We start from the raw sequence: 13,597 nt of genomic DNA on the forward strand, positions 1-13,597 counted from the left end.
CGGGCGGGGTGCGCGGCGGTCAGGTGGTGCCTCGGCCGAGGGCGCGGAGTGTCCAGCCGGCCGCGCGCCAGGCGGTGGCGTCGAGGCAGTTGCGGGCGTCGATGATGCGGGCGGATGCGACGGTATCGCGGAGTTCGGGGGATGCGGGGTCGAGGTCGCGGAATTCTTGCCATTCGGTTGCCACGATCGCGATGTCGGCTCCGCGCAGCGCCTCGGCGGGGGAGTCGGTGAGGGCGAGTTCTGGTACGACGCGGGCGGCGTTCGCTGACGCTTCGGGGTCGTAGCCGCGCACGGTCGCGCCGAGGTCGAGCAGTTGTCGCGCGACGTCGAGGGCGGGGGAGTCGCGCGTGTCGTCGCTGTTGGGTTTGAACGCGAGCCCGAGCACGCCGACCGTGATGCCGTCGAGGCGTTCGTGGCCGCCGGTGAGCTCTCGGGTGAGCTCGACGACGCGTGCGCGGCGGCGTTGGTTGACGCCGTCGACCTCGCGGAGGAAGTGGAGCGATTCGCCGACGCCCAGTTCGTTCGCGCGTGCCTGGAATGCGCGGATGTCTTTGGGGAGGCAGCCGCCGCCGAAGCCGAGCCCGGAGTTGAGGAAGCGGCGTCCGATGCGTGGGTCGAGGCCGATCGCGTCGGCGAGCATGGTCACGTCGGCGCCGGTCTGCTCGCAGATTTCGGCCATCGCGTTGATGAACGAGATCTTGGTGGCGAGGAAGGCGTTGGCGCTCACCTTCACGAGCTCGGCGGTCGCGAGGTCGGTCAGGAGGCGAGGGGTGTCGGCTTCGAGCAGGTCGGCGTAGACCTCGTCGAGCAGGGCCGCGTCGCGTTCGCCGGCCTCGCGCTCGGCGTCATCGCCTCCGCGCACGCCGTACACGAGCCGGTCGGGCCGCAGCGTGTCGGTGACGGCGAAGCCCTCGCGCAGGAATTCGGGGTTCCAGGCGAGCGACGCGTCGGGCTGGGCGTCGAGGATGCACTCGAGCAGCCGGCTCGCGGTGCCCACGGGGACCGTCGACTTGCCGACGACGACTTCGCCCGGCCCGACGATGCGAGCGAGCCCCGCGATCGCGGCGTCGACGTACGTCAGGTCGGCGGCATCCGAGTCGCGCTGCTGCGGCGTGCCAACGCCCAGGAAGTGCACCCGCGCCCCGCGCGCGAGCTCGAGATCGGTCGAGAACCGCAGCCGGCCCGAGTCGACCTGCTCGCGCAGCAGCTCCGGCAGGCCCGGCTCAAAGAACGGGGCCTCGCCGCGCGTGAGCGCCTCGACCTTGCGGGCGTCGATGTCGATTCCGATGACGTCGTGGCCGAGGGAGGCCATGCCGGCCGCGTGAACGGCTCCGAGATACCCGCAGCCGATGACCGAAATCCGCATGTGTTGATGCTCCTCGCTCCGGCCATGACTCGTAACCGGACTCCCCAGTGTTCCACCGCACAGTGAACCACTCCTTGCGCACACACGCGCACCCGCAACACCGGGTCGTGGGTCGCAGCAGAGTGGAGGCCGCGCGCGATTGTCGGCGGCGTCGCCGACAATTGGGGTCATGACGCGCAAAGACTTCGGCGAGCGCCGCACCGGCATGACGCCGGCGGGGCTCGACGACGCGTCCGCGATGATCCTGCACGTCGACATGGACGCGTTCTTCGTGGCGGTCGAGTTGCTCGAGCGGCCGGAGCTGCTCGGCACGCCCGTCATCGTCGGCGGCGCTTCGGGACGGGGTGTCGTGTCGAGCGCGAGCTACGAGGCGCGGCGCTACGGCGTGCGCAGCGCCATGCCGATGGCGCGTGCACTGCAGCTCTGCCCGTCCGCGGTGGTGCTCGAGGGACACATGCACAAGTATCGCGAGGCCTCCGAGCGGATCATGCGCGTCTTCGGCGAGATCACGCCCCTCGTCGAGCCGCTCTCGATCGATGAGGCCTTCCTCGATGTATCGGGGGCGGGGCGGATGTTCGGCTCGCCGACCGAGATCGCGAGACTCATCCGCCGGCGGGTGAAGCACGAGACCGGATTGACGTGCTCGGTCGGCGCTGCATCGACGAAGTTCGTGGCGAAGCTCGCCTCAAGCACGTGCAAGCCCGACGGTTTGCTCGTGATCCCCGCCGAGGAGACGGTGCCGTACCTGCACACGCTGCCCGTCGGCGCGCTGTGGGGCGTTGGGCAGGCGACGGGCGACGCGCTGAAGCGACGCGGCATCGACACCGTCTTCGAGCTCGCCCACACCCCCGTCGAAACGCTCGTGCGCATTCTGGGGCGGGCGTCCGGCGAACGCCTGCACGAGCTCGCGTGGGGCCGCGACGACCGGCGGGTGGTTACCGAGCGCCGCGAGAAGTCGGTGAGCCACGAGCAGACGTTCGCGCACGACGAGCCGAGCCACGCGGCGCTCGAGCGCGAGGTGCGGGCGCAGGCGGATGCCGTTGCCCAGCGCCTGCGGAGGGCCGGACTCGTGGCCCGCACCGTTTCGATCAAGCTCCGGTGGGCCGACTTCACGACGCTGCAGCGCTCTCGCACGCTCAGCGACGCGAGCGACACGGGGCGCACCATTTTCCGGGTCGCGCGCGAACTGCTCGACGAGGCGCACGAGGACGGCCGGCCAGTGCGGCTCATCGGGGTGCGCGCGAGCGATCTCGTCGAGACGGGAACGGCGACGAGCGCGACCCTGTGGGACGAACACCACGACGACGAGTGGGAGGCCGCGGAACGCGCCGTCGACCGGGCTACCGAGCGCTTCGGCCGCGAAGCCGTGCGCCCGGCGTCGCTGCTGGGCCGGCGCGAGCGGCGCGACGGCCGCCAGGGACTCACCGAGCGGCCGAACGCGCCGGACCGAGGGTGAGCGCCCGTGGGCGCGCGTCTGGCACGGCTGACGGATACGGTAGGCGACCGTGACGGAAGCTGTCTGGATCGCGCAGCACGACGACTCGCCCCACAACACGATCCTCGGCGTGTTTGCAAGCCCGCGCGAAGCGGACGACTTCGCGGAGTCGATCCCAGGCCCCTCTCCCGCTCGCTGCACGTGAAGTGTTCTCATACTCGCTGAGCATCTTGGGGGCAGAAAGGTCGTGGCTCGCTACCCGAGTCCAGGTATCCGATGACTGACAAGATCGACTTCAAGAAGGCTCTCGACAGCTACCGAGCCCCGCGCGATAAGTTCCGCATCGTTGATGTTCCCGACATGCAGTACCTCATGATCGATGGGCACGGCGACCCCAACACCTCCCCGACCTACGCTGAAGCCCTCGCCTCGCTGTACCCCGTCGCCTACAAGCTCAAGTTCATCAGCAAGCGAGAGCTTGAGCGCGACTACGTCGTTCCACCGCTGGAGGGACTGTGGTGGGCGGAGGACATGGACGCCTTCACCGTCTCGCGCGACAAATCCCAGTGGGACTGGACGATGATGCTCATGGTTCCTGACTGGATTGGCCGCGCTTCGTTTCTAAGCGCGGTTGATCGAGCCGGAGCGAAGAACAGCCCCATGCGCTTGGATGATGTTCGCCTTGAAACGCTATCGGAGGGACGTTGCGTGCAGACGCTCCACCTCGGTTCGTTCGATGACGAGGGGCCTGTGCTGGACCGCATGCACCGCGAGTTCATCCCGCAGAACGGCCTGCGCGTGGACGGCAAGCACCACGAGGTCTACTTCAGCGACTTCCGCAAGGTGACCCCCGACAAGCTACGCACGATACTCCGCCAACCCGTTCTGGCCTCCTCGGCAACTGAGATCCCTCACTGTCGACGTTCCCACTCGCTCCAAGCCTGACGTTCCTCGTTTTTCCTGAACGGACGTGGACGTAGATGGGCCGTGTCACAGGCGGCGTGTTGGCCCATCGCGGCCCAGATCAGGACGGTGAACCCGCCGTGCAGCTTCGCGTCAATCAGACCTTTCACGTCCCTGGGGTCACGTACCGCCCGGCTCGATCCAGGTCATACGCGATCATCACCTGCGCGTGCCCGTCGCCGCTCCCTGTTCTTGATCGTTGTGGCCCACGCTCCGGCCTCACCTTCTTGCTCGTGCGAGAGGTAGGTGCGTTTACAGAACCTCGGCTACGCCGTGACGACCGCCGCCGACCACGCCGGCAGCGCGAGCGTGCGCGCGGCGGGGCCCCGCGCATCCCGCCCATCCGCGCCGGTGATCCGCACCGCGCCCGTGCTTTGCCAGGCGAGTGACAGGCCGCTGGGCCCGTCGGCGTCGCCGGGCCCATCGGCGCCGTCAGCACCGCCGGCCTCCAGCGCGACCTCCCGCGGCTCGTCGCTCAGGTTGAACGCCGCCCGCACCTGGCCGGCCGCCAGCACGAGCGTGCGGGCCTGCTCGTCGACGACCGCGCGCCGGGCGGAGAGGCGCGGATCGACGAGGTCTGGCAGCTCCCGCCGCAGCCGGATGAGATCTCGGTAGGCGTGCAGCACGCGGGCGCCGCGGGCGGTCGACCGCTCCGACCAGTCGAGCCTGGCGCTCTCGAAGGTCGCGCGGGCCTGCGGGTCGGGCACGGCGTCGTGGTCCCAGCCCATGCGCTCGAACTCGCGCGCGCGGCCCGCTGAGACCGCCTCGCCGAGCTCGGGCTCCGGATGCGACGAGAAGAACGGGAACGGCGTCGCTGCTCCCCACTCTTCACCCATGAACAGCATGGGCGTGAACGGGGCCGTGAGCAGCAGCGCGGCTGCGACGATGAGCTGGTCATCACTGAGCGTCTGCCCGAAGCGATCACCCGCCGCCCGATTGCCGACCTGGTCGTGGTTCTGGATGCACGTGACCAGTCGCCAGGTCGCGGTCGCGTCGGGGAGCGGCCGCCCGTGGTGGCGCTCGCGGAAGGTGGAGAGGGTGCCGTCGTGGAAGAACCCGCGCTCGAGCACCTTCGCGACCGAGGCCAAGCCGTGCTCGGCGAAGTCCTCGTAGTAGCCGCTGCGCTCGCCCGTAATGGCGGCGTGCACGGCATGGTGGAAGTCGTCGGCCCACTGGGCGTCAATGCCGAGGCCGCCGGCCGTCACGGGCGTGATCATGCGCGGGTCGTTGAGATCCGACTCGGCGATGAGCGAGAGCGGGCGGCCGAGCCCGACCGAGCGCACCTCGGTCTCGCGCGCGAGCTCTTCGAGCACGTGCGTCGCGCGCGTGTCGCGGAGCGCGTGGACGGCGTCGAGCCGAAGCGCGTCGACGTGATAGTCGTCGAACCACATCGCGGCGTTGTCGAGGATGTAGCGGCGCACCTCGTCGGAATCGGGCCCGTCGAGATTGACGAGCTCACCCCACCCCGTCGACGTGCCCGACTGCAGGTAGGGCCCGAACTGGCCGAGATAGTTGCCCGACGGACCCAAGTGGTTATAGACGACGTCTTGCACGACGCCGAGCCCGCGCTCGTGGCACGCGTTCACGAAGCGCTGGTAGGCGCGCGGCCCGCCGTAGGCCTCGTGCACGGCATACCAGGCGACGCCGTCATAGCCCCAGCCCTCAGCACCGTTGAAGGCGTTCACGGGCATCAGCTCGACGAAGTCGACACCGAGGTCGACGAGCTCGCCGAGCCGCTGCGCCGCCGCGTCGAGGGTGCCCTCCTGCGTGAACGTTCCGATGTGCAGCTCGTAGATCACGCCGCCCGCGAGCCGGCGTCCCCGCCAGTCGCGGTCGGTCCACTCGAACGACGTCGCATCGAAGGTGCGGGATGGGCCGTGCACCCCGTGCGGGAGCCGGCGCGACGTCGGCGACGGGACCAGGGCATCCGACCCGTCGATGCGGTAGCCGAAGTCGAGCTCGGGCTCGTCGAGCGCCGCGTGCCGCTCGGGCGAGAACCAGCCACCGCCCGCGGCACGCATCGGAACGACGATGTTTCGGTCCCCGGGGTCGAGCACGAGCTCGACGCTCGAGGCACGCGGTGCCCAGACGTCGAACGGGATCTCGCGCCGCATCACTCGGCCCTCGCGAGGAGCGCCACGGGGTACGTGCCGAGCAGCGCCGCGATCGACACCGGGGAGCCGCCGCGATAGGGGCGCGCCGTCAGCTGGTCGATCCATTCACCTTCAGGCAGGTGCAGCATCGTGTCGCCCCAGCCCCCTCCATCGTCGAGTGTGAGCGGCAGCCTCGTGGCGACCGTGATGGCGCCGCCGCGGCTGAACGCGACGGCGTGCTGCGCCGCCGGCCCGGTCGCGACGACGGGTTCGTACGAGTCGAACAGCTGCGGACGATCGCGCCGCAGCAGGAGGGCGGCGGCGGTCACCAGCAGCTTCACCGCGCCCGTGTGATCGATCGGTGGCAGGACTCCGGAGAGGATGCCCTGCAGTGCCGATGCGCGCGCCCCGTAGTCGACGGGTCGCCGGTTGTCGGGGTCGACGAGCGTGTTCCGCCACAGCTCCGACCCCTGGTACACGTCGGGCACGCCGGGCATCGTCAACTGAATCAGCTTGGCCGTCAGCGCGTTCGAGTTGCGGGCCTCGCGAATCTGCTCGGCAAAGTTCTGCACGAGCGAGGCGACGACCGCATCGTCGAACACGGCGTCGACCGCGGCGCGCAGCTCGCCTTCGAACCCGTCATCCGGCATCGTCCAACTCGTTCGGTCTCCGGCCTCGCGCGCCGCCTTCAGCGCGTAGTCCTTGAGGCGCTGACGCGTGGCCGGCCAAGCGCCGACCACTGCCTGCCAGAGCAGGTTCGCGAAGCCGGGATGCGAGATGGGCGCCGCCTCCATCAGCTGCACGAGCGTGTCCTCCCACAGCTCCGGCACCTCGCTCAGCACCGTGATCGCGGCGCGGACGTCTTCGCCGCGTTTCGTGTCGTGCGTTGACAGCGTCGTCATCGTGAGGGGACACGTCGCTTGCCGCTCGCGCTGCAGCTCGTGGAACTGTTCGAGCGAGATCGAGAAGACCGACGGGTCGCCGCCGACCTCGTTGAGCGAGGTGAGGCGGGAGTACCGGTAGAACGCGCGGTCTTCGACGGCCTTGGCCATGACCATTCCGCTCGTCATCTGCAGGCGCTGGGCGGCGGGATGCTCCGGGTCTCGCAGGGCGGGCAGGACCGCGTCGATCGCCTCGTCGAGGTCGGGACGGGCGGCGCGCGCCCCTCGCACGGCCTCGTCGAGGTGCTCGCCGCCATCGGGCAGGTAGGTGCGGTAAACGGGGAACCAGGCGAGCAGCTCGCTGACAGCGTCGACGATGTCCGGGTGGTCGACGCCGGCGCTCGTGAGCTCGCGCGTGATCCGGTTCACCTCTGCGTGCAAGGGTCCGTCAGTCATGTCGCGCTTCATCTCGTGCACGAGAGCGTGCCAGTCGCGCGGGTCGCTGCCAGTCCGGGCGCTCGTCAGTTCGTCGAGGGCACCCTCGCTTTCGGGGTCGGTGAGGATGCGGTCGATCTCGCCGAGCGCGTCGTAGCCGGTCGTGCCGGTCGTCGCCCACGAGGCCTCGAGGCGCTCGCCCGGCTCGAGGATCTTCTCGACCACGACGTAGACGCCGCCCGTGCGTTCGGCGAGTCGTTCGAGGTAGCCGGCGGGATCGCGTAACCCGTCTGGGTGGTCGACGCGCAGGCCGTCGACGAGCCCCTCCCGCACCCAGCGCAGGATCTCGGCGTGCGTCGCCTCGAACACGTCCGGGTCTTCGACGCGCACCCCTGCGAGGCCCGTGACCGTGAAGAAACGCCGGTAGTTGAGCGTGAAGTCGCCCTGGCGCCAGTGGATGAGCCGGTAGTGCTGCATGGCGTGCACGCGCATGGCCGCATCGCCCGTCAGGAGCTGCTCGGCCGCGGCATCCGGCGCGTCGCTCGGCGGCTCGCCCTCCGCGCTGCCTGGCGCGAGCGGGAACTCGTTGTCGTGGTACCGGAGGACGCCCGCCGCGGGGTCGACGACGAGGTTGCCGATCGGCGCACCCGGGACGGTCGGCATGTCGTCATCGCCGATGACCGGCAGCAGCACGCGACCGTCGCCCGCGGCCCAGTCGATGTCGAAGACGCGCGCGTGCTCCGAGGCCTCGCCGTGACGCAGCACGTCCCACCACCACGCATTCTCGCGCGGCACCTGCACGCCGAGGTGGTTCGGCACGATGTCGACGAGCACGCCCATGCCCGCCTCGTGGGCCGCGTCGGTGAGCGCGCGGAACCGCTCCGGCCCGCCGAGGGCGTCGCTCACGCGCGTCGGGTCGACCACGTCGTAGCCGTGGGTCGAACCGGATGCGGCCTGCAGGACAGGGGAGAGGTAGATCCAGTCGGCGCCGATCCCGCGAAGGTACGGCAAGACGGCGCGGGCCTTGTCGAAACCGAACTCAGGCGTCAGTTGCAGGCGGTAGGTGCTCGTCGGGGTGTCCATTGCGCTTCCTGATTGCCGTCATTGCCGGTGGCGGTGCCGGATGCTGCCGTGCGCTCGCGCCCGGCACGTCGACCCCGTGCATCCATCATCGTGCAGACGCCGTCATTCCGCAGCGACGCGCGGGCGCTACTTCGGGGCGGTGACGATCGAGATCGGTTGCGTGAGCGTTGCGACCGAGGCAGCGACCGAGTGGTCGGGCTCGGGCTCGGGCTCGTCGAACTCCCGCAGCACCACGAGCGAGCGGGCCTGCAGGTCGAACGTCGCGCCCGGTTTGAAGACCTCGCCGTCGGCGCGGATGCCCGCCGTGTCGATGATCGACGACCATCGCTGCTGGATCTGGTGTACCGGCAGGGTGACGGGCACGACCGAGTCGCTCGCGTTGAAGTACACGATGAAGTCGTCGTCGACGATCTCCTGCCCCCGGTCGTCTCGGCCCGCGATGGCGTTTCCGTTGAGGAACATGCCCATGCACTTGACGTACTCGCTGTTCCAGTCGGACGTGCGCATCTGCGTCCCGTCCGTGTTGAGCCACACGATGTCGGGCAGCGCGTCGCCCTCGCCGCGGTCGATGACGCGGCCGTTGAAGAACCGGCGACGTCGGAACGTGGGGTGGTCGTTCCGCAGCTTGGCGATGGCCCTCGTGAACTCGGCGAGCGGTTCGTCGGCCGACTCCCAGTGCACCCAGCTGAGCTCGTTGTCCTGGGCGTACACGTTGTTGTTGCCCTGTTGCGTGCGCCCGAACTCGTCGCCGTGCAGCAGCATCGGCACGCCCTGGCTGAGCAGCATGGTCGCGATGAAGTTTCGCTGCTGACGGGAGCGCATCGCGTTGATCTCGGGGTCGTCGGCGGGGCCCTCGACGCCGAGGTTGTAGCTGCGGTTGTGGCTCTCGCCGTCGCGGCCGTCCTCGCCGTTCGCGTCGTTGTGCTTCTCGTTGTACGAGACGAGATCGCGCAGCGTGAACCCGTCGTGCGCGGTGACGAAGTTGATCGACGCGAAGGGGCGGCGGCCGGAGTGCTCGTAGAGGTCGGCCGAGCCCGAGATGCGGCTCGCGAACTCGCCCAGCGTTGACGGCTCGCCCCGCCAGAAGTCGCGGACGGTGTCGCGGTACTGGCCGTTCCACTCGGTCCACTGCGGGGGGAAGTTCCCCACCTGGTAGCCACCAGGCCCCACATCCCAGGGCTCGGCGATGAGCTTCACCTGCGAGACCACCGGGTCCTGCTGCACGAGGTCGAAGAACGCCGAGAGCTTGTCGACGTCGTGCAGCTCGCGCGCGAGCGTCGAGGCGAGGTCGAAACGGAAGCCGTCGACGTGCATCTCGGTGACCCAGTAGCGCAGTGAATCCATGATGAGCTGCAGCGAGTGCGGGTGGCGCATGTTGAACGAATTGCCCGTGCCCGTGTAGTCGGTGTAGTAGCGGAGGTCGTTCGGCTCGAGCCGGTAGTACGCGGCGTTGTCGATGCCGCGGAAGCTCAGCGTCGGGCCGAGGTGGTTGCCCTCCGCGGTGTGGTTGTAGACGACGTCGAGGATGACCTCGATGTCGTTGGCGTGCAGGGCCTTCACCATTCCCTTGAACTCCTGCACTTGCTGGCCGAGGGAGCCCGAGGAGCTGTACTCGTCGTGGGGGGCAAGGAAGCCGATGGTGTTGTAGCCCCAGTAGTTGCGCAGCCCCTTCTCGAGCAGCGTGGCGTCGTGCACGAACTGGTGTACCGGCATGAGCTCGATGGCGGTGACGCCGAGCCGCTTGAGATGCTCGATGATCGCGGGATGCGCGATGCCGGCGTACGTGCCGCGCTGCTCCTCCGGGATGTCGGGGTGGAGGGCCGTGAGGCCCTTGACATGCGCCTCGTAGATAAAGCTGTCCTGATACGGGGTGCGCGGGGCGCGGTCGCCCGACCAGTCGAAGAACGGGTTGACGACGACCGACCGCTTCATGTGGGGAGCCGAGTCTTCGTCGTTGTAGCTGTCCGGAGCGCCGAAGTCGTAGCTGAACAGCGAGTGGTCCCAGACGAGTTCTCCGGTGATCGCCTTCGAATACGGGTCGAGCAGCAGCTTTGACGGGTTGTTGCGCTGACCGCTCGGAGGGTCGTAGTCGCCGTGCACGCGGTAGCCGTACTGCTGCCCTGGCTGCACCTGCGGCAGGTAGCAGTGCCACACGTACGCGTCCTGCTCGTGCAGCTTCACTCGCGTCTCGGTGCCCTCGGTGTCGAAGAGGCAGAGTTCAACTTTCGTCGCGGCTTCACTGAAGAGGGCGAAGTTGGTGCCGGTGCCGTCGAACGTTGCTCCCAGGGGATAAGCCGATCCGGGCCAGCTCTGCATGAAACCTCCAGTGATTGGGATGCGGTGGTGGGGCGACCGACGCACTAAAGCTACCCGACGGGTTGCCGCCGGGGCGCAGCGGGCCCGCAAGACGCGAAACGGGCGCGCATGGGCCGTAGATGCACAGGCACCGTTCGCGCCACCTGCCTAGCATGGTGCCCATGGCAGGCATCAACGAGCAGCTTCTCGACAATCTCAAGCGCATGGGCGTGCCCATGGCCTACGGCGACAAGGTTCAACTCGGCAGCGCCGAGGTCATTCCGGTCGCGATGGCCACTCTCGGCTTCGGCGGCGGCGAAGGTCAGGGCGACTTCGGCGGCAAGTCCGGCGGCTCGGGCGGCAGTGGCCAGGGTGCCGACGACTCGGGCAGCGACGCGTCCCACCGGGGCGGCAACGGTGCCGGGATGGGCGGCGGTGGTATGAGCGTGCCGATCGGCGCGTACATCAACGACGAGTTCGGCACCCGCTTCCAGCCGAATGTGATCGCCCTGCTCGTCGCGGTGTTGCCACTTGCGCTGGTCGCAGGCTGCACGCTGCCGCGGCTCGTCAAGGCGCTGAAGAAGTAGCACCGTCAGGCGGGCCGTCGCGACGACGCGGAGTCGGCTAGCATTGCGGCAACACGGGAGTCCGGCGTACCGGGCTGAGAGGAAGGCTGCGGCCTTCGACCGTCGAACCTGATCCGGGTCATGCCGGCGCAGGGAGGCACTTCTCCGGGCTTCGCGCCGCGAGGCTCGACCCGTGCACTTTCACAGAGAAAGAGCACGCCATGCGCACCGATGACTCATCGACGAATCCGTCCAACCACGGCGACGCGACCGCATCCGCCGCCGCGCCATCCGCATCTCCGGGCCCCCGGCCAGGCGCGGGCACCGCGCACGCCGCTGCCCCGCGTCGGCGGTGGCGCACCGTTGACATCGTCGTCGCGGCGGTGCTCGCGGTCGCGTGCGGCCTCCTGTTCTGGCTTTGGGGCCAGCTGTATCGCGGTGTCGGCGCACCCGTCGAGGCGATCCTGCCCGGCTTCCAGGGCATTCTCGGCGGGCCGTGGTTCATCGGCGGCGTCCTCGCGGGCCTCATCATCCGCAAGCCGGGCGCGGCCTTCTTCGTCGAGGTGGTCGCCGCGTCGGTCAGCGCCCTCGTCGGCACCGAGTGGGGCGCGCTGACACTGGTCAGCGGTATCGTGCAGGGTCTCGGCGCGGAGCTGGCATTCGCCGCCTTCCGGTACCGCCGCTTCACGCTGCCCGTCGCCATGCTCGCCGGTGCGGGCGCAGGCGTGGCCGCCGCGATCACCGACAACATCGTCTGGTACGTGGGCGCCGGTCCCGCGTTCATGGCGATCTACTCGGTCTCCGTCATCACGTCCGGTGCTCTGCTCGCGGGCATCGTCAGCTGGCTGCTGTTCAGGGCCATCGCCGCGACGGGGGCGCTCAGGCGTTTCGCCTCCGGTCGTGAGGGTCGCTCCTGACCGGCGCGCGCATCCGTGCCGTTGATTGGGGCTGGCGGCATGCCGGTGGGGATGCACCGGCGGTCGCCGGCCTCAGCCTGACGATCGAGCCGGGCGAGCGCGTACTTGTCGTCGGCGCCTCCGGTGCCGGCAAGTCGACACTGCTCGCCGGGATCGCCGGCGTGCTCGGCGACGACGAGGACGGCGACGAGACCGGCATGCTCACGATCGACGATGTTCCGGCCCGCGAGGCTCGCGGCGCGTGCGGGCTCGTGCTGCAAGATCCCGACTCGCAGGTGATGCTCGCCCGCGTCGGCGACGACATCGCCTTCGGCTGCGAGAACCTCGCCGTCCCCCGAGACGAGATCTGGCAGCGGGTCGCCGTGGCGAAAGCCGCCGTGGGGCTCGATGTGCCGGACGAGCATCCGACGAACGCCCTGTCGGGCGGGCAGCAGCAGCGACTCGCGCTCGCGGGAGTGCTCGCGATGCGGCCCGGGGCGCTGCTGCTCGACGAACCGACCGCGAACCTCGACCCGTCAGGCACCCGCGACGTCGTGGCTTCCGTCCGGCGCATCGCCGACGACGGCGGGCTCACGGTCGTCGTCGTCGAGCACCGTGTCGACGTGTGGGCGCCCCACGTCGACCGGCTCGTCGTGGTCGGACCAAGCGGCATCGTGCACGACGGCCCCCTCGAGCGCGTGGTCGCCGAGCACGGCGACGAGCTGGTTGCCGCCGGCGTGTGGCTGCCCGGGCGGCCCGTCGAGATCGCGCCTCGGGCCCGCGCGGAATCGCGGGCCCAGGGTACGGACGGCCAGGCGCCGGAGACCCCGTCGTCTCCGGGCGAAGCCCTGCTCGAGGCGCGTGATCTCGAGATCGGCTGGCGCGGCGCGGCCCCGTTGCAGCGCGACCTTAACGTGACGGTCAGGTCGGGGCACCTGCTCGCGATCGTGGGCCCGAACGGCTCTGGCAAGTCGACGCTCGCGATGACGCTCGGCGGGCTTCACCCACCCCTCGCCGGCGAGGTGCTCGCCACGCCCGCGCTCGCCGAAGGTCTCGGTGCCGACGTGCGGTCGTGGCGGTCGAAGCACCTCATCACGCGAATCGGAACCGTGTTCCAGCAGCCGGAGCACCAGTTCGTCGCCCGCACGGTGCGCGACGAGATCGCCGTCGGGCTCCGAGCTCTGCGCCGCGACCGCGATGATGTCGACGCGCGCGTCGACGACATGCTGCGCGGCCTCGGGTTGGTGGAGCTGGCCGACGCCAGCCCATTCGAGCTGTCGGGCGGTCAGCAGCGTCGGCTGAGCGTCGCCACCGTGCTCGCAACGCGGCCGCGGGTCATCGTGCTCGACGAGCCCACCTTCGGGCAGGACCGGCGCACCTGGCGCCACATGGTCGACCGGTGCGCGGCGTTGCTCGACGACGGGTGTGCGATCGTGGCGGTCTCGCACGACTCGCGGTTCGTCGCGGCCCTCGCGAGCGAGACACTCGAGCTGGCACGCATCATGGATGCAGGGGGCCAGGCGGCCCTGAGTGTCGCGTGACCGGGCCTGCTCACGCGCGCTCCCCTGAGCCGGCGCCGGCGCC

General features: G+C 69.7%; 10 protein-coding genes and 1 riboswitch. Of the genes, 6 read left to right on the forward strand and 4 right to left on the reverse strand.

Annotated elements, in window-relative coordinates:
- Nucleotides 1-19: 19 nt before the first annotated feature.
- The gene (locus F8O04_RS13080; RefSeq protein ID WP_158029848.1) at nucleotides 20-1,366 is read right to left on the reverse strand and encodes a UDP-glucose dehydrogenase family protein; all 1,347 of its coding nucleotides are present in this window, start codon (nucleotides 1,364-1,366) and stop codon (nucleotides 20-22) included.
- Nucleotides 1,367-1,535: 169 nt separating this feature from the next.
- Here F8O04_RS13080 and F8O04_RS13085 point away from each other — a divergent pair, with 169 nt between their 5' ends.
- The 3 genes from F8O04_RS13085 (at nucleotide 1,536) to F8O04_RS13095 (ending at nucleotide 3,746) form a co-directional block, all read left to right on the forward strand.
- Nucleotides 1,536-2,822, forward strand: coding sequence for a DNA polymerase IV (locus tag F8O04_RS13085; protein ID WP_158029849.1), 1,287 nt, complete (start codon nucleotides 1,536-1,538; stop codon nucleotides 2,820-2,822).
- Nucleotides 2,823-2,871: 49 nt separating this feature from the next.
- Complete coding sequence (locus F8O04_RS15190) at nucleotides 2,872-3,006, forward strand: hypothetical protein (protein WP_263971343.1); 135 nt, start codon at nucleotides 2,872-2,874, stop codon at nucleotides 3,004-3,006.
- A gap of 71 nt (nucleotides 3,007-3,077) precedes the next feature.
- Complete coding sequence (locus F8O04_RS13095; protein ID WP_158029850.1) at nucleotides 3,078-3,746, forward strand: GyrI-like domain-containing protein; 669 nt, start codon at nucleotides 3,078-3,080, stop codon at nucleotides 3,744-3,746.
- A 284-nt stretch (nucleotides 3,747-4,030) separates the two neighbouring features.
- Here F8O04_RS13095 and treZ read toward each other — a convergent pair whose 3' ends face one another.
- From treZ to glgX, 3 genes are all read right to left on the reverse strand, one after another.
- On the reverse strand, nucleotides 4,031-5,878 hold the full coding sequence (treZ, locus tag F8O04_RS13100) for a malto-oligosyltrehalose trehalohydrolase (RefSeq protein ID WP_188726509.1): 1,848 nt from the start codon (nucleotides 5,876-5,878) through the stop codon (nucleotides 4,031-4,033).
- Nucleotides 5,878-8,256, reverse strand: coding sequence for a malto-oligosyltrehalose synthase (gene treY / locus F8O04_RS13105; protein ID WP_158029851.1), 2,379 nt, complete (start codon nucleotides 8,254-8,256; stop codon nucleotides 5,878-5,880). Before treY ends, treZ begins: the two co-directional genes overlap by 1 nt.
- Before the next feature lie 126 nt (nucleotides 8,257-8,382).
- Nucleotides 8,383-10,572 carry a glycogen debranching protein GlgX gene (gene glgX, locus F8O04_RS13110; protein ID WP_158029852.1) on the reverse strand — a complete coding sequence of 730 codons (2,190 nt, stop codon included), beginning with the start codon at nucleotides 10,570-10,572 and terminating at the stop codon, nucleotides 8,383-8,385.
- Nucleotides 10,573-10,733: 161 nt separating this feature from the next.
- Here glgX and F8O04_RS13115 point away from each other — a divergent pair, with 161 nt between their 5' ends.
- The 3 genes from F8O04_RS13115 (at nucleotide 10,734) to F8O04_RS13125 (ending at nucleotide 13,554) form a co-directional block, all read left to right on the forward strand.
- Nucleotides 10,734-11,138, forward strand: a complete 405-nt coding sequence (locus tag F8O04_RS13115) for a hypothetical protein (protein WP_158029853.1) — start codon at nucleotides 10,734-10,736, stop codon at nucleotides 11,136-11,138.
- 43 nt (nucleotides 11,139-11,181) lie between these two features.
- Nucleotides 11,182-11,290: riboswitch (TPP riboswitch) on the forward strand.
- A gap of 48 nt (nucleotides 11,291-11,338) precedes the next feature.
- Nucleotides 11,339-12,034, forward strand: coding sequence for an ECF transporter S component (locus F8O04_RS13120; RefSeq protein ID WP_158029854.1), 696 nt, complete (start codon nucleotides 11,339-11,341; stop codon nucleotides 12,032-12,034).
- A 77-nt stretch (nucleotides 12,035-12,111) separates the two neighbouring features.
- On the forward strand, nucleotides 12,112-13,554 hold the full coding sequence (locus tag F8O04_RS13125) for an ABC transporter ATP-binding protein (RefSeq protein WP_404821158.1): 1,443 nt from the start codon (nucleotides 12,112-12,114) through the stop codon (nucleotides 13,552-13,554).
- Nucleotides 13,555-13,597 lie beyond the last annotated feature (43 nt).

Source organism: Pseudoclavibacter endophyticus (assembly GCF_008831085.1).
GTDB lineage: Bacteria > Actinomycetota > Actinomycetes > Actinomycetales > Microbacteriaceae > Pseudoclavibacter > Pseudoclavibacter endophyticus.

Coding starts and splice junctions, on each gene's coding strand:
- glgX (WP_158029852.1), bottom strand. CDS start 10,572: ATGCAGAGCTGGCCCGGATCGGCTTATCCCCTGGGAGCAACGTTCGAC.
- F8O04_RS13115 (WP_158029853.1), top strand. CDS start 10,734: ATGGCAGGCATCAACGAGCAGCTTCTCGACAATCTCAAGCGCATGGGC.
- F8O04_RS13095 (WP_158029850.1), top strand. CDS start 3,078: ATGACTGACAAGATCGACTTCAAGAAGGCTCTCGACAGCTACCGAGCC.
- F8O04_RS13080 (WP_158029848.1), bottom strand. CDS start 1,366: ATGCGGATTTCGGTCATCGGCTGCGGGTATCTCGGAGCCGTTCACGCG.
- F8O04_RS13085 (WP_158029849.1), top strand. CDS start 1,536: ATGACGCGCAAAGACTTCGGCGAGCGCCGCACCGGCATGACGCCGGCG.
- treZ (WP_188726509.1), bottom strand. CDS start 5,878: ATGCGGCGCGAGATCCCGTTCGACGTCTGGGCACCGCGTGCCTCGAGC.
- F8O04_RS13120 (WP_158029854.1), top strand. CDS start 11,339: ATGCGCACCGATGACTCATCGACGAATCCGTCCAACCACGGCGACGCG.
- treY (WP_158029851.1), bottom strand. CDS start 8,256: ATGGACACCCCGACGAGCACCTACCGCCTGCAACTGACGCCTGAGTTC.